Origin of the sequence: Streptomyces sp. NBC_01352 (assembly GCF_036237295.1) — a bacterium.
Classification (GTDB): domain Bacteria; phylum Actinomycetota; class Actinomycetes; order Streptomycetales; family Streptomycetaceae; genus Streptomyces; species Streptomyces plumbiresistens.
Genome location: NZ_CP108354.1, coordinates 8,055,498 through 8,078,219, shown reverse-complemented (window position 1 = coordinate 8,078,219; position 22,722 = coordinate 8,055,498). Strand labels below are relative to the sequence as shown.

Genomic DNA, 22,722 nt, shown 5'->3' with positions numbered 1-22,722 from the left:
TCGGATCCCATTCAGGGTGGCACGGCGGTCACGGGTGAGCCAACGGGGCGAGCAGCCGGGTGACTCAGGACGGCCGTACGATCCCCAGCGCCCGCGCCGCCACCAGCCACTTCGGGAACTCGCCCACGAGACGGTCGTACAACTCGGCGTCGGACACCTGCCGCGGGTCCGCACCGGCGTGGAAGAACCCGGCGTTGTCGACGACCCGCTTGTCGGGCACCGCCAGCTCGTCGAGCCTGCGCAGGAAGTCGAACTGGCGGCTGTCCGGATCGCCGAAGCCGACGAACTGCCAGAACAGGGGCAGCCTGGCGGCCTTGCACACGTAGCGTTCCGCGGCGAGCTTGTTGATCGGGCCGCCGTCGGTCTGGAAGACGACGAGGGCGGGTGCGGTGGACCCGCTGTCGAGGTAGTGGTCGATGACGGCGTCCATCGCCAGGTGGTAGCCGGTCTTGCCCATGTGCCCGAGCCCGGCCACGATCCGCTCGATGCGCCCCTGGTGGTCGGCCAGCGCGATGTCCGTGACGGCGTCCACGTCGGTGGAGAAGAACACCACCGGCACCCGGCCGTCGTCGTCGAGATGAGCCGACAGCCCCAGCACCCGGTCGGCGAGCGCCTGCACGCTGCCGTCCTTGTAGTACGGCTTCATGGACCCGGAGTAGTCGACCACGAGATAGACCGCGGCCCGCAGCGCGTCCAGCCCGTGCTTCGTGAGGGACACCCCGGCGCTCTTGTACAGGCTGACCAGCGCGGGCGCGGTCTCCTCCACCTTGCTGAGACTGATCGCGACCATGGGCCCCACCCTGTCACACACATGCGGCGGCGCCTGCCCGGTCGTCCGGTCGGGGACTGTGGGGCAGGCGCCGTCTGGTGTTCCGTACGCCTTTGTACGGGACGTCTGTGTGATCCGGCGGGATCAGACCATCAGCGAGCGGTCCGTCGGGCGGATCGGGGCGTGCAGTTCGCTGCCACCGGTCAGGAAGCGGTCGACGCCGCGCGCGGCCGAGCGGCCCTCCGCGATCGCCCACACGATGAGCGACTGGCCGCGGCCGGCGTCGCCGGCCACGTAGACGCCCGGCACGTTGGTCTGGAAGTCGGCGTCGCGGGCGATGTTGCCGCGCTCGTCCAGCTCCAGGCCGAACTGGTCGACCAGGCCGTTCTCGCGGTCGGTGCCGGTGAAGCCCATGGCGAGGGTGACCAGCTGGGCGGGGATCTTGCGCTCCGTGCCAGGCTTCGGGGTCAGCTTGCCCTCGACGAACTCGACCTCGGTGAGGTGCAGCCACTGGACGTTGCCGTCCTCGTCGCCCTCGAAGTGGGTGGTGGAGACGGAGTAGATCCGCTCGCCGCCCTCCTCGTGCGCGGAGGTGACCTTGTAGAGCATCGGGAAGGTCGGCCAGGGCTGGGAGACCGGGTTCCGGTCCTCGTTCGGGCGGGGCATGATCTCCAGCTGCGTGACCGAGGCCGCGCCCTGGCGGTGGGCCGTGCCCACGCAGTCGGCGCCGGTGTCACCGCCGCCGATCACGATCACGTGCTTGCCCTCGGCCGTGATGGGGGGCGCCACGAAGTCGCCCTCCTGCACCTTGTTGGCCAGCGGCAGGTACTCCATGGCCTGGTGGATGCCCTTGAGCTCGCGGCCCGGGACCGGGAGGTCACGCGCGGTCGTCGCACCGGCGGTGATGACGATCGCGTCGTACCGCTTCTTCAGGTCGGTCGCCTTGAGGTCGCGGCCGATCTCGATGCCCGTACGGAAGCGGGTGCCCTCCGCGCGCATCTGCTCGATACGGCGGTTGATGTGCCGCTTCTCCATCTTGAACTCGGGGATGCCGTACCGGAGGAGGCCTCCGATGCGGTCCGCGCGCTCGTAGACGGCGACGGTGTGGCCGGCCCGGGTCAGCTGCTGCGCGGCGGCCAGGCCGGCCGGGCCCGAGCCGATGACCGCGACCGTCTTGCCGGACAGGCGCTCGGGCGCCTGCGGGGCGACGTCACCGGTCTCCCACGCCTTGTCGATGATCGAGACCTCGACGTTCTTGATGGTGACCGGCGGCTGGTTGATGCCGAGCACGCACGCCGACTCGCAGGGGGCCGGGCACAGCCGCCCGGTGAACTCCGGGAAGTTGTTCGTCGCGTGCAGACGCTCGGAGGCGGCGCTCCAGTCCTCGCGGTAGGCGAAGTCGTTCCACTCGGGGATCAGGTTCCCCAGCGGACAGCCGTTGTGGCAGAACGGGATGCCGCAGTCCATGCACCGGCTGGCCTGCTTGCTGATGATCGGCAGCAGCGAGCCGGGGACGTAGACCTCGTTCCAGTCCTTGAGACGTACGTCTACGGGGCGGGACCTGGCGACCTCGCGCCCGTGGTTCAGAAAGCCCTTCGGGTCAGCCATTGATCGCCGCCTCCATCATCTTCTCGGTGATCTCGGTCTCGGTGAGACCCGCTCGCTCGGCGGCGTCCTTGGCGGCGAGCACTGCCTTGTACGTACTGGGGATGATCTTGCTGAAGCGCTCCACGGACACGTCCCAGTTGGCGAGCAGCTTCTCGGCGACCGTCGAGCCGGTCTCCTCGGCGTGGCGGCGCACCACGTCGTGCAGCCACTGCCTGTCCGTGTCGTCCAGCGCCTCGACGGCACCCACGTTGCCGACGTTGACGTTGTCGCGGTTCAGGTCGATGACGTACGCGACACCGCCGGACATGCCGGCCGCGAAGTTGCGGCCCGTCTCGCCGAGGACCACCGCGTGACCGCCGGTCATGTACTCGCAGCCGTGGTCGCCCACGCCCTCGGAGACGACCGTCGCGCCGGAGTTGCGGACGCAGAACCGCTCGCCGCTGCGACCGCGCAGGAACAGCTCGCCGCCGGTCGCGCCGTACGCGATGGTGTTGCCCGCGATCGTGGAGAACTCGGCGAGGTGGTCGGCGCCCCGGTCGGGACGGACGATCACCCGGCCGCCGGAGAGGCCCTTGCCTACGTAGTCGTTGGCGTCGCCCTCCAGGCGCAGCGTGACGCCGCGCGGCAGGAAGGCGCCGAAGGACTGGCCGGCTGAGCCCGTGAAGGTGATGTCGATGGTGTCGTCGGGCAGGCCCGCGCCACCGAACTTCTTGGTCACCTCGTGGCCGAGCATGGTGCCGACCGTGCGGTTGATGTTGCGGATGGCGACCTGGGCGCGCACCGGCTGGGCGTCGGTCGCGGAGTCCGCGGCCAGGGCGTCGCCGGCGAGCTTGATCAGCTCGTTGTCGAGCGCCTTCTCCAGGCCGTGGTCCTGCGCGATCACCCGGTGGAGCGGGGTGCCCTCGGGCAGCTCCGGCACGTAGAACAGCGGGGACAGGTCCAGGCCCTGCGCCTTCCAGTGGTCGACGGCACGCGTGACGTCGAGCGTCTCGGCGTGGCCGACGGCCTCCTCGATGGAGCGGAAGCCCAGCTCGGCGAGGATCTCGCGGACCTCTTCGGCGATGAACCGGAAGAAGTTGACGATGTACTCGGCCTTGCCGGTGAACCGGTCGCGCAGGACCGGGTTCTGGGTGGCGATGCCGACCGGGCAGGTGTCCAGGTGGCAGACGCGCATCATGACGCAGCCGGAGACGACGAGCGGCGCGGTCGCGAAACCGAACTCCTCGGCGCCGAGCAGCGCGGCGATGACGACGTCACGGCCGGTCTTGAGCTGACCGTCGGTCTGCACGACGATGCGGTCGCGCAGGCCGTTGAGCAGCAGGGTCTGCTGGGTCTCGGCGAGACCGAGCTCCCAGGGACCGCCCGCGTGCTTGAGCGAGGTGAGCGGGGAGGCACCCGTACCGCCGTCGTGGCCGGAGATGAGCACCACGTCCGCGTGCGCCTTGGACACACCCGCGGCGACCGTGCCGACGCCGACCTCGGAGACCAGCTTCACGTGGACCCGCGCCTGCGGGTTCGCGTTCTTCAGGTCGTGGATCAGCTGGGCCAGGTCCTCGATGGAGTAGATGTCGTGGTGCGGCGGCGGGGAGATCAGACCGACACCCGGAGTCGAGTGACGGGTCTTGGCGACCCACGGGTAGACCTTGTGGCCGGGCAGCTGGCCGCCCTCGCCGGGCTTGGCGCCCTGGGCCATCTTGATCTGGATGTCGTCGGCGTTGACCAGGTACTCCGAGGTCACACCGAAGCGGCCGGAGGCGACCTGCTTGATCGAGGAGCGGCGCGCCGGGTCGTACAGGCGGTCCGCGTCCTCGCCGCCCTCGCCGGTGTTGGACTTGCCGCCCAGCTGGTTCATGGCGATGGCGAGCGTCTCGTGGGCTTCCTTCGAGATGGAGCCGTACGACATGGCGCCCGTCGAGAACCGCTTGACGATCTCGCTGACCGGCTCGACCTCGTCGACGGAGATCGGCTGCCGGTCGCTCTTGAGACCGAACAGGCCGCGCAGCGTCATCAGGCGCTCGGACTGCTCGTTCACGCGCTCGGTGTACTTCTTGAAGATGTCGTACCGGCCGCTGCGCGTGGAGTGCTGGAGGCGGAAGACCGTCTCCGGGTCGAACAGGTGCGGCTCGCCCTCGCGGCGCCACTGGTACTCGCCGCCTATGTCGAGGGCGCGGTGCGCGGGCGCGATGCCGCTCGCCGGGTACGCCTTGGCGTGCCGGGCGGCGACCTCCTTGGCGATGACGTCGATGCCGACGCCGCCGATCTTGGTGGCCGTGCCGCGGAAGTACTTGGCGACGAACTGCTCGTCCAGGCCGACCGCTTCGAAGACCTGGGCGCCGCGGTAGGACGCGACGGTCGAGATGCCCATCTTGGACATGACCTTCAGGACGCCCTTGCCGAGGGCGTAGATCAGGTTGCGGATGGCCTGCTCGGCCTCGATGTCCGACAGGAAGGTGCCCGCGCGGACCAGGTCCTCGACGGACTCCATGGCCAGGTACGGGTTCACGGCCGCGGCGCCGAAGCCGATGAGCAGGGCGACGTGGTGGACCTCGCGGACGTCCCCGGCCTCGACCAGCAGGCCCACCTGGGTGCGCTGCTTGGTGCCGATGAGGTGGTGGTGGACGGCCGCGGTGAGGAGCAGCGACGGGATCGGCGCGTGCTCGGCGTCCGAGTGGCGGTCCGACAGGACGATCAGCCGGGCGCCGTTCTCGATCGCGGCGTCGGCCTCGGCGCAGATCTCCTCCAGGCGCGCGGCGAGGGCGTCGCCGCCGCCGGAGACCCGGTACAGGCCGGACAGGGTCGCGGCCTTCATGCCGGGCATGTCGCCGTCGGCGTTGATGTGTATGAGCTTGGCCAGCTCGTCGTTGTCGATGACCGGGAAGGGCAGGACGACGCTGCGGCAGGAGGCGGCGCTCGGTTCGAGCAGGTTGCCCGCCGGGCCCAGCGACGAGCGCAGGGAGGTGACGAGTTCCTCGCGGATCGCGTCCAGCGGCGGGTTGGTGACCTGCGCGAACAGCTGGGTGAAGTAGTCGAAGAGCAGGCGCGGGCGGTCGGACAGCGCGGCGATCGGCGAGTCCGTGCCCATCGAACCGATCGGCTCGGCACCGGCCTTGGCCATCGGCGCCACGATGACGCGCAGCTCCTCCTCGGTGTAGCCGAAGGTCTGCTGACGGCGGGTGACCGAGGCGTGCGTGTGCACGATGTGCTCACGCTCGGGCAGGTCGGACAGCTCGATCTCGCCGGCTTCCAGCCACTCGGCGTACGGCGCCTCGGTGGCGAGCTGCGCCTTGATCTCGTCGTCCTCGATGATGCGGTGCTCGACGGTGTCGACGAGGAACATCCGGCCCGGCTGCAGGCGGCCCTTGCGGACGACCTTGGAGGGCTCGATGTCGAGGACGCCGACCTCGGAGCCGAGGACGACGAGGCCGTCGTCGGTGACCCAGTAGCGGCCGGGGCGCAGTCCGTTGCGGTCGAGGACCGCGCCGACCTGCTTGCCGTCGGTGAAGGTGACACAGGCCGGGCCGTCCCAGGGCTCCATCATCGTGGAGTGGAACTGGTAGAAGGCGCGCCGGGCCGGGTCCATGGAGTCGTGGTTCTCCCACGCCTCCGGGATCATCATCAGCACGGAGTGCGGCAGCGAACGGCCGCCCAGGTGCAGGAGTTCGAGCACCTCGTCGAAGGACGCCGAGTCGGAGGCGTCGGGCGTACAGATCGGGAAGACCCGGTCCAGACCCTTGTCACCGAACAGGTCGGAGACCAGCTGCGACTCGCGGGCCACCATCCAGTTGCGGTTGCCCTTGACGGTGTTGATCTCACCGTTGTGCGCGACGAAGCGGTAGGGGTGCGCGAGCGGCCAGCTCGGGAAGGTGTTCGTCGAGAAGCGCGAGTGGACCAGCGCGATGGCCGACGCGAAGCGGCGGTCGGACAGGTCCGGGAAGAAGGGCTCCAGCTGGCCGGTGGTCAGCATGCCCTTGTAGACGATCGTCCGCGCGGACAGCGACGGGAAGTAGACGTCGACCTCGCGCTCGGCGCGCTTGCGCAGCACGAACGCCTTGCGGTCGAGGGTGATGTCGGTCGAGGAACCGTCCGCGACGAAGATCTGCCGGAAGGCGGGCATCGTCGAGCGGGCGGTGGCGCCGAGCAGTTCGGGGGCGACCGGCACCTCGCGCCAGCCGAGGACCGTCAGGCCCTCCTCGGCGGCGATCGTCTCAATGCGTGAGACGGCGTCCTCCGGCCCGTCCTCGGGCAGGAAAGCGGTACCGACCGCGTACGCACCGGCCGCGGGCAGCTCGAACGCGGCCACCTCACGGAAGAAGGCGTCCGGCACCTGGGACAGGATGCCCGCGCCGTCGCCCGAGTCGGGCTCGGAGCCGGTGGCACCGCGGTGCTCCAGGTTGCGCAGCACCGTGAGCGCCTGCTCGACCAGCGCGTGGCTCGCCTCGCCGGTGAGGGTGGCCACGAAGCCGACGCCACAGGCGTCGTGCTCGTTGCGGGGGTCGTACATACCCTGCGCAGCAGGGCGAGCATCCATGAAGGACCACTTCTGGCCATTCGTGGAGTGCTGGGACGGCTGGCGCGGCGTACGCATCGGCTCTCCCGTCGTCGTCAAGTGGCATATGCAGATTGCCGAGGGACGACGTTGGCCCTCTGCGTGAGTGCAAAATTTCGTGCAGGTTACATGATGGAGCGGTTCTCGGGAACCGGATACTTCGTTCCAACATGCGGACGCCACGGGCTTACGGCGGGGGTACCGCGCACGTGGCTTGAAGTATGTGGGACCGAACGGGACAGATCGGTGTCCGTCGGCCCGGGGGGCGGAGGGGGCGACGTCGCTCACCCCGCGAGTGCGCCGCAGGCTCCCTTGCCCACAGCGCTTACGGCTCATGCCCGGTGGTTAACCATTCGAAACCAGCGAGTAACGGCTACTTATGCGGCCCAACGCATAAGTTGCAGCCGACCTATCCTACGGCCGTTCCGAACAAGCTGCCCAGGGCGTACGTCACACCGGCCGCAGCACCCCCCAGAGCGAGCTGCCGCAGCCCACTGAACCACCAGCTCCGCGCCGTCACCTTGGCCACGACCGCGCCGCACGCGAAGAGCCCGAAGAGTGCGAGCAGCACGGCGGGCCACAGGTCGGTGGCGCCGAGCAGATAGGGCAGTACGGGAAGCAGGGCGCCCAGCGCGAACGCCCCGAAGGAGGACACCGCGGCGACCAGCGGCGAGGGCAGGTCACCGGGGTCGATGCCGAGTTCCTCGCGGGCGTGTATCTCCAGCGCCTGCTCGGGATCCCGGGACAGCTGCCGGGCCACCTCGCGGGCCAGCCCCGGCTCGACGCCCCGCCCTTCGTACAGGGCCGCGAGCTCCGCCTCCTCGTCCTTCGGGTGCTTCTTCAGCTCCCTGCGCTCCACGTCCAGCTCGGCCTCGACCAGCTCGCGCTGCGAGGCGACGGAGGTGTACTCGCCGGCGGCCATGGAGAAGGCACCGGCGGCGAGCCCCGCGAGTCCGGTGATGACGATGGTCTGATGGCCGACTGAACCGCCCGCGACACCGGTCATCAGGGCGAGGTTGGAGACCAGCCCGTCCATCGCACCGAAGACGGCGGGCCGCAGCCAGCCGCCGTTCACATCGCGGTGCGTGTGGTTGTCGCGGTGCGCCTCGTGCAGCGACGCCTCGGTTTCGATGATGGCCATACAGTCCCCCAGGGAGCTTCTTTGGACTTCTTCTATTTTTCGACAACATCGAGAATACGCCGTCGAATTCCCCCTCGCCAGCAAGGAAAGGCTGGGCTAACCTGCGGGTTTGTCGTCGGACGCTCATTCGATCAAGGGGTCGCACAGATGTCGACCGGGTGATGCTGAGGCGACCGAGGCTCTTGCGAACCGCTCCGGTGGGACACATCCGCAAAGGGCTCCGCCCCCTGCGCGCAGCCCCCCAAGGAGAGGCCGCGTATGGCATCGATCGCCTGCATTCCCTCGGTCCCGGCGCCCGGGGACGCCGCCGACCTCCGCGAGCGGGCCCGCGGCGCCCTGCTCGGCCTGGCCGTGGGAGACGCCCTCGGGGCCCCGGCGGAGAACATGAAGCCCTCCGAGATCCGGGCCCGCTGGGGCCGTATCACCGGCTACGTCGCGGACCGCCCCTCCGGCACGGACGACACGGAGTACGCGATCTTCTCGGGCCTCCTGCTGGCCCGGCACGGCTCGGCCCTCACCCCGGCCCACGTGGAGGCGGCCTGGCACGAGTGGATCGCCGACCGCGACGAGGGTCCCTTCCGAGGCGCCGGCTTCAGCGAACGCGGCACGCTGGAGAACCTGCGCCGCGGCCTCGCGGCCCCCATCTCCGCCCAGCACCGCCACGCCTGGAGCGACGGCCTGGCCATGCGCGCGGCTCCCTTCGGCGTCTTCGCGTCCGGCCGCCCCGCCGAAGCGGCCCGCCTGGTGGCGATCGACGGCTCGGTGAGCCACGACGGCGAAGGCATCTACGGCGGCCAGGCAGTGGCCGCGGGCGTGGCGGCGGCGATGGCCGGAGCACCGACCGTCGCCGTGGTCGCCTCCGCCCTGGCAGTCGTACCGGACGACTCCTGGACGGCCCGCTCGCTACGCCGTGCGGTGGCGGTCGCCCACCGGGGGGAGCGGGCGGTCCGCTCGGCGGTCGTCGTCGGCGGCTACCCCTGGACCGACCTCGCCCCCGAGGCCGTCGCCCTCGCCTTCGGCGCCTACGCGGCCGCCGACGGCGACTTCGTCCAGGCGGTCCTGACCGCCGTCAACATGGGCCGCGACGCCGACACCACGGCGGCGGTGGCCGGCGCGTTGGCCGGCGCGACCCACGGCGCCTCCTCGATCCCGCCGGACTGGGCGGCGGCGATCGGCCCGGCGCGCGGCAGCTGCCTGCCGTCCATGGCGGGCCACCACGTCCTCGACGTGGCGGAGCTGCTGACGCCGAGCGAGGACGGGAGATGGAGCACGGGGGGCTTCGTACCGAGCGCGACCGAAGAGACGGAGGCCCTCTCATGACACCGCCCGCCCCATGGGACGAGGGAACCGCACGGGAGCTGCTCGCACCCGCACCCGCCGACGTCGAGGAACCCCCACAGGGGCCACCCGCACCCGACGACGAAAGCCGCACGGGTGGTACGGGTGGGAACACAAAGGCCGAAGGCGAAGCCGAGGCCGTCAAGCAGCTCCGCCGCATCGAGGGCCTCCTGCTGGGCCTAGCGGCAGGCGACGCCGCCGGCTGGCCCGCCGCCCGCCACCGAGCCGCCCGCATGCCCGACTGGACCCGCCGCCTCACCCGCGAACTCGACACCTTCGCCGAACAGAACGCGACGACCACCCTCCCCGTCCCCATCGCCCTGAACCAACCCCCCGAACCCCTCCGCCTGGGCCCGTCCGACGACGCCGAATGGGCAGTCTTCGCAGCGGAAGCAGTCCTGCGCGCCGGCGACGACACCGTCCTCGGCGACCTGAGCCGAGAACGCCGCACCCGCGCCGCCATCGACCTGACCTGGAACGCCCTGGCGAGCGAAGTCGCCGCCGCGGCGGACCGCGCCCCCGAGGTCGAGTCCGCGGTGCTCCCCCTGCGCGCCCGCATCTCCGTCCGCGCCGGCCTCGGCAACCTCGCCACCGGCCTCCGCCCGCCCGCCACCGGCCACGACAACCCGCACTACTTCGACGACGCCGCCTGCGTACGGGCCTGCGTACTCGCCGTCGCCCACCCCGGCGACCCCCGACTCGCCGCGGAGCTGGCCGAGTTCGACGCGCGCTACACCCAGGACGGCGACGGAGTGCACGGCGCCCGCGCGATGGCCGCGGCACTCGCCCTCGCCCTGGCGGGAGCCGACGTACAGGCATGCGTCACCGCCGCACTCGCCGAACTCCCCGAATCCACCGAGATCGGCCGCAACGCCCGCCACGCCCTCAAGCTCGCCCGGGACGCCGAGAGCGCCTTCGCCCTGATCCCGCTCCTGGAACACCAGATCGTCGACCACGTCTACAGCTACGGCATCGCCGCCGCCGAAACGGTCCCGGTCGCCCTGGCCCTGGCCGCCGCGGCGCACGGCCGGATCGCGGAGGCGGTACCCGCCGCGGCCTGTCTCTCCCGTGTTGCCGACTCGGCCCCCGCCCTCGCGGGCGCCCTCACCGGCGCCCTGGGCGGCGGCGCGTCGATCCCCGCCTCCTGGCGCGACACCTGCCGCACCCTCTCCGGCTGCGTCCTCCCCCGCCTCACCGACACCGACCTGGTGGAACTCGCCGAACTCCTGGAAGCCGCGCAACCGGCCCCACCGGAGGGATGATTCGGGGCATGACACCCAAAGGAGCAAAAAGCGGCCACGCCTCGAGTCTGGACGAACGCATCACCGGCGCCCTGGTCGGCGCTGCCATCGGCGACGCGCTCGGCGGCCCCGTCGAGGGCTACTCCCCCGAGCAGATCCTGCAGCGCCACGCAGGCCGCGTCCACGGCATCGTCGGCCCCTGGAACGGCGACGACTGGCGCACGGCCCGCCCCATCGCGCCGTACCACAAGGGCGACGGCCACGTCACCGACGACACCTTGATGACCCACGCGCTGGTACGCGTGTACGCGCAGGTCCGCGACCACCTCGACGCGTACGCGATCGCGGACCACCTGGTCCCGGACCTGATGACGAACCCGCGCTGGATCCCGGAACTGGAGGCCGAGGCCCTCCCCCTCCAGCGCCTCTTCCTGGCGGAGAAGTGGCTGGTGACCCGCCTCCACTACGGGCACGTCGACCCCCGCGAGGCCGGCGTCGGCAACATCGTCAACTGCGGCGCCGCGATGTACATGGCCCCGGTCGGCCTGGTCAACGCGGCCAACCCGGCGGGCGCGTACGCCGAGGCGCTGGACATCGCGGGCGCCCACCAGTCGTCGTACGGCCGTGAGGCGGCGGCCGTCTTCGCGGCGGCGGTCGCGGCGGCGAGCACGCCCGGCGCGACCCCCGACTCCGTCGTGTCCGCCTGCCTCTCCCTGGCGAAGGACGGCACCCGGGCGGCGATCGAGCAGGTCTGCGAAACGGCCTCCCGGCACTCGGACTTCGAGTCCGCGCTGACCCCTCTCCGGACCGCGGTCGCCCCGTACGACACGGTCGGCCCCGACTACCGACAGCCCTCCCTGGGCGCCCGCCGCCCCTCCCGGCTGCACACCATCGAGGAACTCCCCATCGCCCTGGGCATGCTGCTGGTCTCCCGCGGCGACTACCGCCACGCGGTCCTGGGCGCGGTGAACTACGGCCGCGACTGCGACTCCATCGCCACGATGGCGGGCGCGATGGCCGGCGCCCTCGGCTCCCCGGTCCCGGAGGACTGGGCGAAGCAGGTCTCCGGTGCCAGCCGCCTCGACCTCTGGGAACCGGCGACCACCCTCACGACCGTCACCCGCGAGATCTTCCAACGGGACGTCACCCGCCGCCGATCCCACGAGGCGGCCCTCACCGAACTCGGAGCCTGACATGCTCCGCCTCACCTGGGTCCAGCCCGAGGACCTGATCGGCCACGAACTCCACCAGGCAACCCAGGACGGCCGCGAGCCGTCGGCGGTCAAGGCGAGATGGAAAGCAGCGGGCGGCAAGGAAGCCCCCCTGCGAGCGGGCGCATCCCCGGAGCCGGCGTCAAGATACCTACGCCAGCTCGCAGAAGACCTGCTGGACGAACTCGCGGACCTGCCAAGCAGGTTGGCCGACAGCGAGCCCACGAGCCTCGCCAAGATCAAGGCCAGCTGCCCGGCTTGGCCCACACAACCTGCGGGCACTCGTGCCACCGGACCCACCCAGCCTGCGGGCAGCGGCCCCGCCGGACCCACACAACCTGCGGGCACTCGTGCCACCGGACCCACCCAGCCTGCGGGCAGCGGCCCCGCCGGACCCACACAACCTGCGGGCACTCGTGCCACCGGACCCGCCCAGCCTGCGGGCAGCGGCCCCGCCGGACCCACACAACCTGCGGGCACTCGTGCCACCGGACCCGCCCAGCCTGCGGGCAGTCGTGCCGCTGGGGCGGCTCCCGACCCAAAGAAGGGCGGCGGCACCCCGCAAGCGCTGGCGAGCGATCCCACCCCCGCGGCAACCCCCACCCAGGCCCGCCTGGAAGCCGCCTGGCTCGGCCGAGCCGTCGGCTGCCTCCTCGGCAAGCCCGTCGAAAAGCTCCCCCTCCAGGCCATCCGCGCACTGGCCCAATCCACCGGCAACTGGCCCCTGAACACATACTTCACAGCCCGAGGAGTCCCCACCCAACTCCTGACCCAACACCCCTGGAACCGCCGATCGGCAAGCACCTCCCTCGCCGAGAACATCGACGGCATGCCCGAGGACGACGACCTCAACTACCCCCTCCTCAACCTTCTCCTGCTCCAACGCCACGGCAAGACCTTCACCACCACGGACGTAGCCACCCTCTGGCTCGACGAACTCCCGGCCGGCCGTACCTTCACCGCCGAACGCATCGCCTACCGCAACCTCCTCACCGGCCTGGAACCCCCACGCACGGCCCGCCACCGCAACCCCTTCCGCGAATGGATCGGTGCCCTGATCCGAGCGGACGTCCACGGCTGGACCAACCCCGGCGACCCCGCGGCCGCCGCGGAACAGGCCCACCGCGACGCCACCCTCACGCACACCGCCAACGGCGTCTACGCGGCGATGTTCACGGCGGCCACCATCGCGCAGGCAGCCACCGGCACAGCCGACATCCACACAGCCCTCCGCACGGGCCTGACGGTGATCCCGCCGGCCTCCCGCCTCGCGAAGGCCCTCACCCACGCCATCCAACTGGCCCGAACCCACGACGACTTCGACACGGTCGTCGACGAACTCCACGCCACCCACGCGCCCACCCACCACTGGGTCCACGCCATCCCCAACACCGCCCTGATCGCCGCCGCCCTCACCCACGCGGACGGCGACTTCACCGGCTCCATCTGCCGTGCCGTGTCCGGAGGCTGGGACACCGACTCCAACGGCGCCACGGCCGGCAGCATCGCCGCCCTCCTCGCCGGTTCCCCCGCCGCCCTTCCCGACCACTGGACGACCCCGCTGAAGAACCGGCTCGCCACCACGATCGGCGACTTCAACGGCACCGGCTTCGACACCCTCGCCCACCTCACCCACACCCTCACCCACCTGGAGGCACCGCGCCCATGACCCACATCGCCGTGCTCGGCAGCACGAACATGGATCTCGTCGCGTACGTCGAGAAGGCCCCGCAGCGCGGAGAGACCGTGACGGGACGGGAGTTCCGTACGATCCCCGGCGGCAAGGGCGCCAACCAGGCGATCGCCGCGGCCCGCGCGGGCGCCACCGTCTCGTTGATCGGCGCGGTCGGCAACGACTCCTTCGGGGCCCGCCTGCGCTCCACCCTGGAGCACTCCGGTGTGACCACCGACCACCTGCGCACCACCGAGGGCCCGTCCGGCACCGCACACATCGTCGTGGACGACGAGGGCGGCAACGCGATCGTCGTGATCCCCGGCGCCAACGGCACCGTCGACCACCTGGTCCCCGGCGACGAGGGCCTCATCGCCTCCGCCGACGCCCTGCTCCTCCAGCTGGAGATCCCCCTGGCCGCGGTCCTCGCGGGCGCGCGGACGGCCCGCGGCCACGGAGTCCGTACGGTCCTCACCCCCGCGCCCGCCCAACCCCTGCCCCCCGAACTCCTCACCACCGTCGACCTGTTGGTGCCCAACGAACACGAGGCCGCCGCCCTCACCGGTCTGACCGACCCGCACAGCGCGGCCACCGCCCTGCTGGAACAGGTCCCGGAGGTGGTCGTCACCCTGGGCGCGGCCGGCAGCCTGCACGCGGCCCGCGGCACCGAGCCGTTCACCGTCCCGGCACCGCAGGTCACCGCCGTCGACTCGACCGGCGCGGGCGACACCTTCGTCGGCACCCTGGCGGTGGCACTCGGCGAGGGCCGCCCGATGCGCGAGGCCCTTCAGTGGGCGGCCACGGCTGCCGCCCTCTCCGTGCAGCGGCCGGGCGCCTCGGCGTCGATGCCGTACCGCTCCGAGATCGAAGCGCGGTTCACGTCATGACCCAGACTCCCCTGACCGGCCTGCGCGTCCTCGACCTCGCCACCCTCTTCGCCGGCCCGCTCGCCGCCACGATGCTCGGCGACTTCGGGGCGGAGGTCATCAAGGTCGAGCACCCGACCAGACCCGACCCCTCCCGAGGCCACGGCCCGTCGAAGAACGGGGTGGGCCTGTGGTGGAAGCTGCTCGGCCGCAACAAGCGCACGATCACGCTGAACCTCTCCACCCCGGGCGGCCGTGACACCCTCCTCCGCCTCGCCGCCACCGCCGACGTCGTCATCGAGAACTTCCGCCCCGGCACCCTGGAGAAATGGGACCTCGGCTGGGAGGAACTGTCGGCCGCCAACCCCCGTCTGGTCCTCACCCGCGTCACCGGCTTCGGCCAGTTCGGCCCCTACGCCCACCGCCCCGGCTTCGGCACCCTCGCCGAGGCGATGAGCGGCTTCGCCGCGATCACCGGCGAACCGGACGCGTCCCCGACGCTGCCGCCCTTCGGCCTGGCCGACTCGATCGCGGGACTGGCGACGGCCTACGCCGTCATGACCGCGCTCGCCGCCCGCGACCGCACCGGCGAGGGCCAGGTCGTCGACATGGCGATCATCGAGCCGATCCTGACCGTGCTGGGCCCGCAGCCGACCTGGTACGACCAGCTGGGCTACGTACAGGAACGCACCGGCAACCGATCCGCCAACAACGCCCCGCGCAACACCTACCGCACGGCGGACGGCAGTTGGGTGGCCGTCTCCACCTCCGCCCAGTCGATCGCCGAGCGCGTGATGCGGCTGGTCGGCCGCCCGGAGCTGATCGACGAGCCGTGGTTCGCCACCGGAGCCGAACGGGCGGCCCACTCCGACGTCCTCGACGAGGCGGTCGGCAGCTGGATCGCCGAGCGCACCCGCACCGAGGTCCTCGCGGCCTTCGAGAAGGCGGAGGCGGCCGTCGCCCCGATCCAGGACGTACGGGACGTGATGGCCGACCCGCAGTACCAGGCCCTCGACACCGTCACCACGGTCGACGACCCGGAGCTCGGCCCCCTGCGCATGCAGAACGTCCTGTTCCGCCTCTCCGCCACCCCCGGCGCGATCCGCTGGACGGGCCGCCCGCACGGCGCGGACACGGTGGAGGTCCTGACCGAACTGGGCCTTACCCCGGCGGACCTGGCGGCCCTGCGCGAGGAGGGCACGGTATGACCCCACTCACCTGGCTCTACGTCCCCGGCGACCGCCCGCACCTCGTCACGAAGGCCCTGACCGCCGGCGCCGACGTGGTGGTGGTCGACCTGGAGGACGCGGTCGCCCCCGACCGCAAGGAGTACGCCCGCCAGGCCACCGCCGAACGCCTCAGTGAACGGCAGCCGGTACCGGTCCACGTCCGCGTGAACGCCCTGGACGGCCCGCTCGCCGCGGCGGACCTGACGGCGGTCGCGGCCCTCCCGGGCGTCTGGGGCCTCCGCCTCCCCAAGGTGACCTCCCCCGAGCAGATCGTCCGCGTCGCCGAAGCGACAGCCCTCGCCGACAGAAGCGCACCCCCGCTCCACGCCCTCCTCGAAACGGCCCTGGGCATCGAACGCGCCCACGCCATCGCCTCCGCACACCCCGCCCTGCGGGGCATCGCCCTCGGCGAGACGGACCTCCGCGCCGACCTGGGCGTACGCGAGGACGCGGGCCTCGACTGGTCCCGCTCCCGCGTGGTCGTCGCCGCCCGCGCGGCGGGCCTGGCCCCACCGCCCCAGTCCGTCCACCCCGACATCCGCGACCTGGACACCCTCGCCGCCTCCTGCACCCACGGCCGCACCCTCGGCTTCCTCGGCCGCGGCGCCCTCCACCCCCGCCAGCTCCCGGTCATCGAGCGGGCCTATCTCCCCACGGCCCGGGAGATCGAGGAAGCGGAGACGATCGTCAAGGCGGCCGTCACGGACCAGGGCGCCCAGGCCCTGCCGGACGGAACATTCATCGACGCGGCGGTGGTGGCGGCCGCGCAGCGAACCCTCTCACTGGCCCGCCGGACCTAGCCCCACACGCGATGAGGGCGCCCAGGAAGATCCCGGGCGCCCTCATCGACGTACAACGACCGTCAGGTCTTCTTCCCCGACCCGGCCTCGTCCTTCTCCGCGGCCTCCTCGGCCTTGGCGTCGGCCTTCTCCTCGGCCTTGGCGTCGGACGCCTCGGTCTCACCGCCGCTGTCGTCCTCGGCCCCGGCGCCGGAGGCGCCGTCACCGTCGGTTCCGTCGGTTCCGTCGTCGGAGGCACCCGGCTCGACCACCGTCTCGCGTCCCGGCCGCTTCTTCGCCGACACCACGAGGTAGACCACCGCGAGCACGAACACGACCATCGCGGTCCAGTTGTTCAGGCGCAGGCCCAGGATGTGGTGGGCGTCGTCGACGCGCATGTACTCGATCCAGAACCGGCCCGCGCAGTACGCGGCGACGTACAGCGCGAACGCCCGCCCGTGGCCCAGCTTGAAGCGGCGGTCGGCCCAGATGACGAGGAGGGCGACGCCGATGCACCACAGCGACTCGTACAGGAACGTCGGGTGGTAGTAGCCGGGCACCCGGCCGTCCGCGGAGGACGTGATGTGCAGGGCCCAGGGGAGGTCGGTCTCCTTGCCGTACAGCTCCTGGTTGAACCAGTTGCCCCAGCGGCCGATCGCCTGGGCGAGGGCGATACCGGGGGCGAGGGCGTCGGCCCAGGCGGGCAGCGGGATGCCCCGGCGCCGGCAGCCGATCCACGCACCCACCGCGCCGAGCGCGATCGCGCCCCAGATGCCGAGGCCGCCCTCCCAGATCTTGAAGGCGTCCACCCAGTCACGGCCCTCGCTGAAGTACAGCTCGTAGTCCGTGATCACGTGGTAGAGCCGGCCGCCGACGAGACCGAACGGCACGGCCCAGACCGCGATGTCGGCGACCGTGCCGGCCCGCCCGCCCCGGGCGAGCCAGCGCTTGTTGCCGAGCCAGACGGCTACGAAGACGCCGATGATGATGCAGAACGCGTAGCCGCGCAGCGGAATAGGGCCGATGTACAGCACCCCGCGCGACGGGCTGGGAATGTAGGCAAGTTCCATGGCAGGGTCGACGCTACCCTGCCGGACCGGGCCCACGGCAGGCAGCCCGGCTACGGGTCCGTAACGGGCGGGTGCGGAACCCCCTCATCCCCTGGTCACGCCTGGTCGGCCTCCTGCACCAGCTGCTTCAGCTTCGCCGGGGTCATCGTCTGGTCCTGGTAGATGTTCTTGCCGTTCAGGATCACGGTCGGTGTGCCGCTGAAGCCGCCGTTGCGGAAGGCCGCGGCGGACTTGTCGACCCAGCTGTTGTGGGTGCCCTTCTCGACACACGTACGGAACGCGGTGGTGTCGAGGCCGTCGACCTTGCCGGCCAGCTCGATGAGCTTGCTGTTCTCGGCGAAGGCGTCGTCGGTCTCCGGGGGCTGGTTGTCGAACAGCACGTCGTGGTAGGCCGTGAACTTGCCGACGTCCTGGGCGCAGGCCGCCGCGTTGGCCGCGTTGCGGGAGCCGGTGCCGCCCATGTTGCCGTCGATGATCGTCGCCAGGTGGTACTCCACCTTCAACTGGCCGGAGTTGGTCAGCTCGTGGATCACCGGCCGGTACGCCGTCTCGAAGGCCTTGCAGGCCGGGCAGCGGAAGTCCTCCCAGACGGTGAGCGTCGACTTGGCGCTCTCCTTGCCGGCCGGGATGGCGAGGCTGTCCTTGCCCTGCGCCCCCGAGGGCACCACGACCGGGCCCGCGGAGTCGCTGTCGTCGTCCTTGCCCGCGTTCGCCGCGACCACGCCGATCACCGCCGCGAGACCCAGGACGCAGACCACGCTCGCGCCCACGATCAGCACCCGGCGCCGCTTCTCCGCGGACTTCTGTTTCTCGCGCTCCTCCGCCAGCCGCTCCCGGGCGGTGCGCTTTCCCTCTCGATTCTTCTCGCTCACATCCCGCAGAACGAACCGGGAAGGCGCACCGCGCCTCCCCGGTCCCAGGTCCACCCGTTCGAGTGACCCGTACGGAATGTCCTGCCTTGTTACGCCTTTCCGCGCACGCCCTTGGCGAGTTCCCCGGCGAGCGCGCGGACCGCCTCGACGCCGGCCGCGTCGTCGGGCGCGTCCAGCATCCGCTTGACGAAGGCCGAGCCGACGATCACACCGTCGGCGAAGCCTGCGACCTCGGCGGCCTGCTTGGCGTCGGAGACACCGAGGCCGACGCAGACGGGCAGGTCGGTGCCGGTGGCGCGGGTGCGCTCGACCAGGTCCTGGGCCTGTGCGCCGACCGAGGCGCGGGTGCCGGTGACGCCCATGAGCGAGGCGGCGTAGACGAACCCGCTGCCCGCCGCGGTGATCTTGGCGAGCCGCTCGTCCTTGCTGCTGGGCGCCACCACGAAGACCGTCGCGAGCCCGTGCTTCTCCGCATGCTCCCTCCACAGCGCCGACTCCTGCACCGGCAGGTCGGGCAGGATGCACCCGGCGCCGCCCGCCTCGGCGAGCTCGGCGGTGAAGCGCTCGACGCCGTAGCGGTCGATCGGGTTCCAGTACGTCATCACGAGCACCGGCTTGCCGGTCGCCGCGTGCGCCTCACGGACCGTCCGCATGACGTCCGCGATCTTGACGCCGCCACGCAGGGCGATGTCGTCCGCGGTCTGGATGACGGGGCCGTCGAGGACGGGGTCGCTGTGCGGCAGGCCCACCTCGACGATGTCCGCGCCGCCGTCGAAGACGGCCTTGATCGCCTCGATGCCGCCGTCCACGGTCGGGAACCCGGCCGGGAGGTAGGCGATGAGAGCGGAACGCCCTTCCGCCTTGGCGGTGGCGAGGGTGTCGGCCAGCAGTTGGATGTTGCCGCTCACTTGGCGTCCCCCTCGATCTCGGCGGTGTCGCTGTCCTGGTCGGCGGCGACCTCGGCGTCGGTGTCGTACAGGTCGAAGTAGCGGGCAGCCGTGTCCATGTCCTTGTCGCCGCGGCCGGACAGGTTGACCACGATCAGCCCGTCCTTGCCCAGCTCCCGGCCGACCTCCAGGGCACCGGCCAGCGCGTGGGCGCTCTCGATGGCCGGGATGATGCCCTCGGTTCGCGACAGCAGGCGCAGGGCCTGCATGGCCGCGTCGTCGGTGACCGCGCGGTACTCGCCGCGGCCGCTGTCCTTGAGGTAGGAGTGCTCCGGGCCGATGCCCGGGTAGTCCAGACCGGCCGAGATCGAGTACGGCTCGGTGATCTGGCCCTCCTCGTCCTGGAGGACGTACGACCGCGACCCGTGCAGGATGCCGGGCTCGCCGGCGGTCAGGGTCGCCGCGTGCTCGCCGGTCTCCACGCCGTGCCCGGCGGGCTCGCAGCCGACGAGGCGTACGTCCGCGTCCGGGATGAAGGCGTGGAACAGGCCGATGGCGTTGGAGCCGCCGCCGACACAGGCGATGGCGGCGTCGGGGAGACGGCCGGCGCGCTCCAGGATCTGGCGGCGGGCCTCGACGCCGATCACCCGGTGGAAGTCGCGCACCATGGCCGGGAAGGGGTGCGGTCCGGCCACGGTCCCGAACAGGTAGTGGGTGTGGTCGACGTTGGCGACCCAGTCGCGGAACGCCTCGTTGATCGCGTCCTTCAGCGTGCGGCTGCCGGACTTCACAGCGATGACCTCGGCGCCGAGCATGCGCATCCGGGCCACGTTGAGGGCCTGGCGCTTGGTGTCGATCTCGCCCATGTAGATGGTGCACTCGAGCCCGAACAGCGCGCAGGCGGTGGCGGTCGCGACGCCGTGCTGACCGGCGCCGGTCTCCGCGATGACGCGCGTCTTGCCCATGCGCTTGGTGAGCAGCGCCTGGCCGAGCACGTTGTTGATCTTGTGCGAGCCGGTGTGGTTGAGGTCCTCGCGCTTGAGGAACACCCGGGCGCCACCGGCGTGTTCGGCGAACCGCCGCACCTCGGTGAGGGAGCTGGGCCGGCCGGTGTAGTGGACGAGGAGGTCGTCGAGCTCGCGCGCGAACTCGGGGTCACCCTTCGCCTTCTCGTACTCGACGGCGACCTCGTCCACGGCGGCGACGAGCGCCTCCGGGATGAACTTGCCGCCGAACGCGCCGAAGTAGCCTTCGGCGCTGGGGATGCGACCCTCGGGGTCGGGGATGAAGAACTCGCTGGGCATGCGGAAACCTCACGGTGAGTGCGGAAAAACACCTATTCGCCGTGGGGGCGGGGTTGTCGGGCGGCTGCAGGCCGTCCGTGGCTTGTCGCGCGCACGCGGCGGAGCCGCATGTTCAGAACTGCCCCGCGCCCCTAAAAGGGGCGCTGCCATCGCATGCCGTTCACCTGGCCCGGCTCGTCGCCGATGACGTACCGAACCCGGCGCCCGTGCACCCTGCGCGCGGGCGCGCGGCAGCCCCGGGGGCGGCAGCCGCGCGCCAGGCGGGCGTACCGGTCCGGGGTCGTCAGGGTGATCGGGAGCGTCATCGGGGTCAGCCTAGCGAACCGTCAGCTGCGGCCGTGCCGGAGTGCCGGGTGTTCGCCCGCCGCCACCAGGTCGGCGACCGCCGTCTTGGGGTCCTTGCCGGTCACCAGGGACTCGCCCACCAGGACCGCGTCGGCGCCGGCGTTGGCGTACGCGATGAGGTCGTGCGGGCCGCGGATGCCGGACTCGGCGATCTTGACGAGGTGGTCCGGGATCTCCGGCGCCACCCGCTCGAAGGTCGTGCGGTCGACCTCCAGGGTCTTCAGGTTGCGGGCGTTGACGCCGATCACCTTGGCGCCCGCGTCCACCGCGCGCTCCACCTCGTCCTCGTCGTGCACCTCGACGAGCGGGGTGAGCCCGATGGACTCGGCGCGCTCGATGAGGGACTCCAGGGCCGGCTGGTCCAGGGCGGCGACGATGAGCAGCACGAGGTCGGCGCCGTAGGCCCGGGCCTCCCACAGCTGGTACGAGGTGACGACGAAGTCCTTGCGCAGGACGGGGATGTCCACCCGCGCGCGGACCGCCTCCAGGTCGGCCAGCGAGCCGCCGAAGCGGCGCTCCTCGGTCAGTACGGAGATGACGGCCGCGCCGCCCGCCTCGTAGTCCGCGGCCAGGCCGGCCGGGTCGGCGATCGCGGCCAGCGCGCCCTTGGACGGGCTGGAGCGCTTGACCTCGCAGATGACCTTGACGCCGTCGCCCCTGAGGGCGGCCAGTCCGTCCTTGGCCGCGGGAGCCTTCGCAGCGCGCTCCTTGAGCTCGTCGAGGCTGACGCGCGCCTGCCGTTCCGCGAGGTCGGCACGGACTCCGTCGATGATCTCGTCGAGCACACTCACGCGAGCGGCCCCCTTCCAGACGGTTGACTGTTCAAGCGGTTGAGCTTCTGTCACCGGACCGGCTCAGCAGACGAAACCGGTGGTCACTCCGATGGTATCCGGAGGAGGGCGTAGGCCTCGCATCCAGTTGACGCCGGTCCCACTACCTGGACCTTCGTGAATTGATCAAGGGTGTAGCCAGCCACCGAAGGGCAGGTTCCGGACAACCGTGAAGACCAGCACCAACGCGCCGAGACTCCACAGCTGCACCGGCCCGAGAACGATCCTCGCCGGCCGCCCGCGCACCGCACGGACCACCCAGACGGTCCACACCACCGCGAAGGCGAAGTAGCCGACGACGGCCAGCGCGTTGTCGCCGAGCGCCGTGACGAAGTCCCCGTGGACGAAGGCGTGCGCGCTGCGCAGCCCGCCGCAGCCGGGGCAGTAGATGCCCGTGAGGCGCAACAGGGGGCAGACCGGGTAGTGGCCGGGCTGGTTGGGGTCGACGGTCCCCACGTACGCGAAGGCCCCGACGACCGCCGCGAGCACTCCCGCGGGCACGGCCAGCCGCCCCAGCACGGTCCCCCCGTCGGAGGGCTGTGTCCCAGGGGTGCCCGGGGTCCTCTGGCTGTCGGCGTTCACGCTGGCATTGTGCCCTGCGCGGGCCGCCGGGCGCGCGTGAGGGGCGGCCCCGGCAGTACGCCGGGCCGCCCCTCCACGAAGCCGTACGCGATCAGCGCTCGACGCTGGCCGGCTCGCGCTCGTCCGTGACCTGGTGCGGCGTGTGGGTGTTCTTCGGCTGGCCCATGCCCATCGCCCGCATGATCCAGCCGACCACGCCACCGAGGACCACGATCACCAGGCCGCCCCAGAAGCCCGCCGGCTGGGCCAGCACCATGAAGGCGCCGGAGACGGTGAAACCGATGAAGGCGATGATGACACCGGTCCAGGCGGCCGGGGTGTGACCGTGGCTGCTGCCCGCCATGACTTGCTCCTCGTTGCTGTGTACCTGTCTGAGCCGGACGCTCAAGCCCATTGTTCCGCACGCGCACGTGCCGGGTCCCCGGGGGTCAC

General features: G+C 71.5%; 19 protein-coding genes. 7 read left to right on the top strand and 12 right to left on the bottom strand.

The features are described 5' to 3' along the window. Positions 1-64: 64 nt before the first annotated feature. The 4 genes from OG252_RS37180 to OG252_RS37165 form a co-directional block, all read right to left on the bottom strand. Positions 65-790, bottom strand: coding sequence for a vWA domain-containing protein (locus tag OG252_RS37180; RefSeq protein ID WP_329341715.1), 726 nt, complete (start codon positions 788-790; stop codon positions 65-67). A gap of 123 nt (positions 791-913) precedes the next feature. Continuing rightward, positions 914-2,377 carry a glutamate synthase subunit beta gene (locus OG252_RS37175; RefSeq protein WP_329341713.1) on the bottom strand — a complete coding sequence of 488 codons (1,464 nt, stop codon included), beginning with the start codon at positions 2,375-2,377 and terminating at the stop codon, positions 914-916. Next, complete coding sequence (gene gltB / locus OG252_RS37170) at positions 2,370-6,962, bottom strand: glutamate synthase large subunit (RefSeq protein WP_329341711.1); 4,593 nt, start codon at positions 6,960-6,962, stop codon at positions 2,370-2,372. The genes OG252_RS37175 and gltB overlap by 8 nt, the downstream gene beginning before the upstream one ends. A gap of 370 nt (positions 6,963-7,332) precedes the next feature. Further along, the gene (locus OG252_RS37165; protein WP_329341709.1) at positions 7,333-8,064 is read right to left on the bottom strand and encodes a VIT1/CCC1 transporter family protein; all 732 of its coding nucleotides are present in this window, start codon (positions 8,062-8,064) and stop codon (positions 7,333-7,335) included. Positions 8,065-8,322: 258 nt separating this feature from the next. On the opposite strand from OG252_RS37165, the gene OG252_RS37160 reads away from it, so the two are divergent. From OG252_RS37160 to OG252_RS37130, 7 genes are read left to right on the top strand one after another with little or no spacing between them, the layout of a single operon-like run. Then, a complete protein-coding gene (locus OG252_RS37160) occupies positions 8,323-9,384 on the top strand; it encodes an ADP-ribosylglycohydrolase family protein (RefSeq protein WP_329341707.1) in 1,062 nt (353 codons plus the stop codon). After that, positions 9,381-10,664 (top strand): ADP-ribosylglycohydrolase family protein, encoded by a 1,284-nt coding sequence (locus tag OG252_RS37155; RefSeq protein ID WP_266441133.1) that lies wholly within the window; start codon positions 9,381-9,383, stop codon positions 10,662-10,664. Before OG252_RS37160 ends, OG252_RS37155 begins: the two co-directional genes overlap by 4 nt. Positions 10,665-10,672: 8 nt before the next feature. After that, positions 10,673-11,836, top strand: a complete 1,164-nt coding sequence (locus tag OG252_RS37150; RefSeq protein WP_329341705.1) for an ADP-ribosylglycohydrolase family protein — start codon at positions 10,673-10,675, stop codon at positions 11,834-11,836. 1 nt (position 11,837) lies between these two features. Further along, positions 11,838-13,523 (top strand): ADP-ribosylglycohydrolase family protein, encoded by a 1,686-nt coding sequence (locus tag OG252_RS37145; RefSeq protein WP_329341703.1) that lies wholly within the window; start codon positions 11,838-11,840, stop codon positions 13,521-13,523. Beyond that, positions 13,520-14,413: a ribokinase gene (gene rbsK / locus OG252_RS37140; protein WP_329341701.1), complete on the top strand. Its 894-nt coding sequence runs from the start codon at positions 13,520-13,522 to the stop codon at positions 14,411-14,413. Before OG252_RS37145 ends, rbsK begins: the two co-directional genes overlap by 4 nt. After that, complete coding sequence (locus tag OG252_RS37135) at positions 14,410-15,600, top strand: CaiB/BaiF CoA transferase family protein (RefSeq protein WP_266441122.1); 1,191 nt, start codon at positions 14,410-14,412, stop codon at positions 15,598-15,600. Before rbsK ends, OG252_RS37135 begins: the two co-directional genes overlap by 4 nt. Further along, complete coding sequence (locus OG252_RS37130; RefSeq protein ID WP_329341698.1) at positions 15,597-16,421, top strand: HpcH/HpaI aldolase/citrate lyase family protein; 825 nt, start codon at positions 15,597-15,599, stop codon at positions 16,419-16,421. Before OG252_RS37135 ends, OG252_RS37130 begins: the two co-directional genes overlap by 4 nt. Positions 16,422-16,483: 62 nt before the next feature. Here OG252_RS37130 and lgt read toward each other — a convergent pair whose 3' ends face one another. The 8 genes from lgt to OG252_RS37090 form a co-directional block, all read right to left on the bottom strand. After that, positions 16,484-17,470: a prolipoprotein diacylglyceryl transferase gene (lgt, locus tag OG252_RS37125; RefSeq protein WP_329341696.1), complete on the bottom strand. Its 987-nt coding sequence runs from the start codon at positions 17,468-17,470 to the stop codon at positions 16,484-16,486. A gap of 95 nt (positions 17,471-17,565) precedes the next feature. After that, positions 17,566-18,342, bottom strand: a complete 777-nt coding sequence (locus OG252_RS37120; RefSeq protein ID WP_266441115.1) for a DsbA family protein — start codon at positions 18,340-18,342, stop codon at positions 17,566-17,568. An 89-nt stretch (positions 18,343-18,431) separates the two neighbouring features. Then, the gene (gene trpA, locus OG252_RS37115) at positions 18,432-19,250 is read right to left on the bottom strand and encodes a tryptophan synthase subunit alpha (RefSeq protein ID WP_266441112.1); all 819 of its coding nucleotides are present in this window, start codon (positions 19,248-19,250) and stop codon (positions 18,432-18,434) included. Continuing rightward, on the bottom strand, positions 19,247-20,533 hold the full coding sequence (trpB, locus tag OG252_RS37110) for a tryptophan synthase subunit beta (RefSeq protein WP_266441110.1): 1,287 nt from the start codon (positions 20,531-20,533) through the stop codon (positions 19,247-19,249). The genes trpA and trpB overlap by 4 nt, the downstream gene beginning before the upstream one ends. Before the next feature lie 131 nt (positions 20,534-20,664). After that, positions 20,665-20,838 carry a tryptophan biosynthesis modulator TrpM gene (trpM, locus tag OG252_RS37105; RefSeq protein WP_266441108.1) on the bottom strand — a complete coding sequence of 58 codons (174 nt, stop codon included), beginning with the start codon at positions 20,836-20,838 and terminating at the stop codon, positions 20,665-20,667. Positions 20,839-20,859: 21 nt separating this feature from the next. Beyond that, a complete protein-coding gene (gene trpC / locus OG252_RS37100; protein ID WP_266441105.1) occupies positions 20,860-21,669 on the bottom strand; it encodes an indole-3-glycerol phosphate synthase TrpC in 810 nt (269 codons plus the stop codon). Positions 21,670-21,834: 165 nt separating this feature from the next. Further along, positions 21,835-22,290, bottom strand: a complete 456-nt coding sequence (locus OG252_RS37095) for a DUF2752 domain-containing protein (RefSeq protein WP_266441103.1) — start codon at positions 22,288-22,290, stop codon at positions 21,835-21,837. Positions 22,291-22,381: 91 nt separating this feature from the next. Then, on the bottom strand, positions 22,382-22,633 hold the full coding sequence (locus OG252_RS37090) for an HGxxPAAW family protein (protein WP_266441101.1): 252 nt from the start codon (positions 22,631-22,633) through the stop codon (positions 22,382-22,384). Between the last annotated feature and the right edge of the window lie 89 nt (positions 22,634-22,722).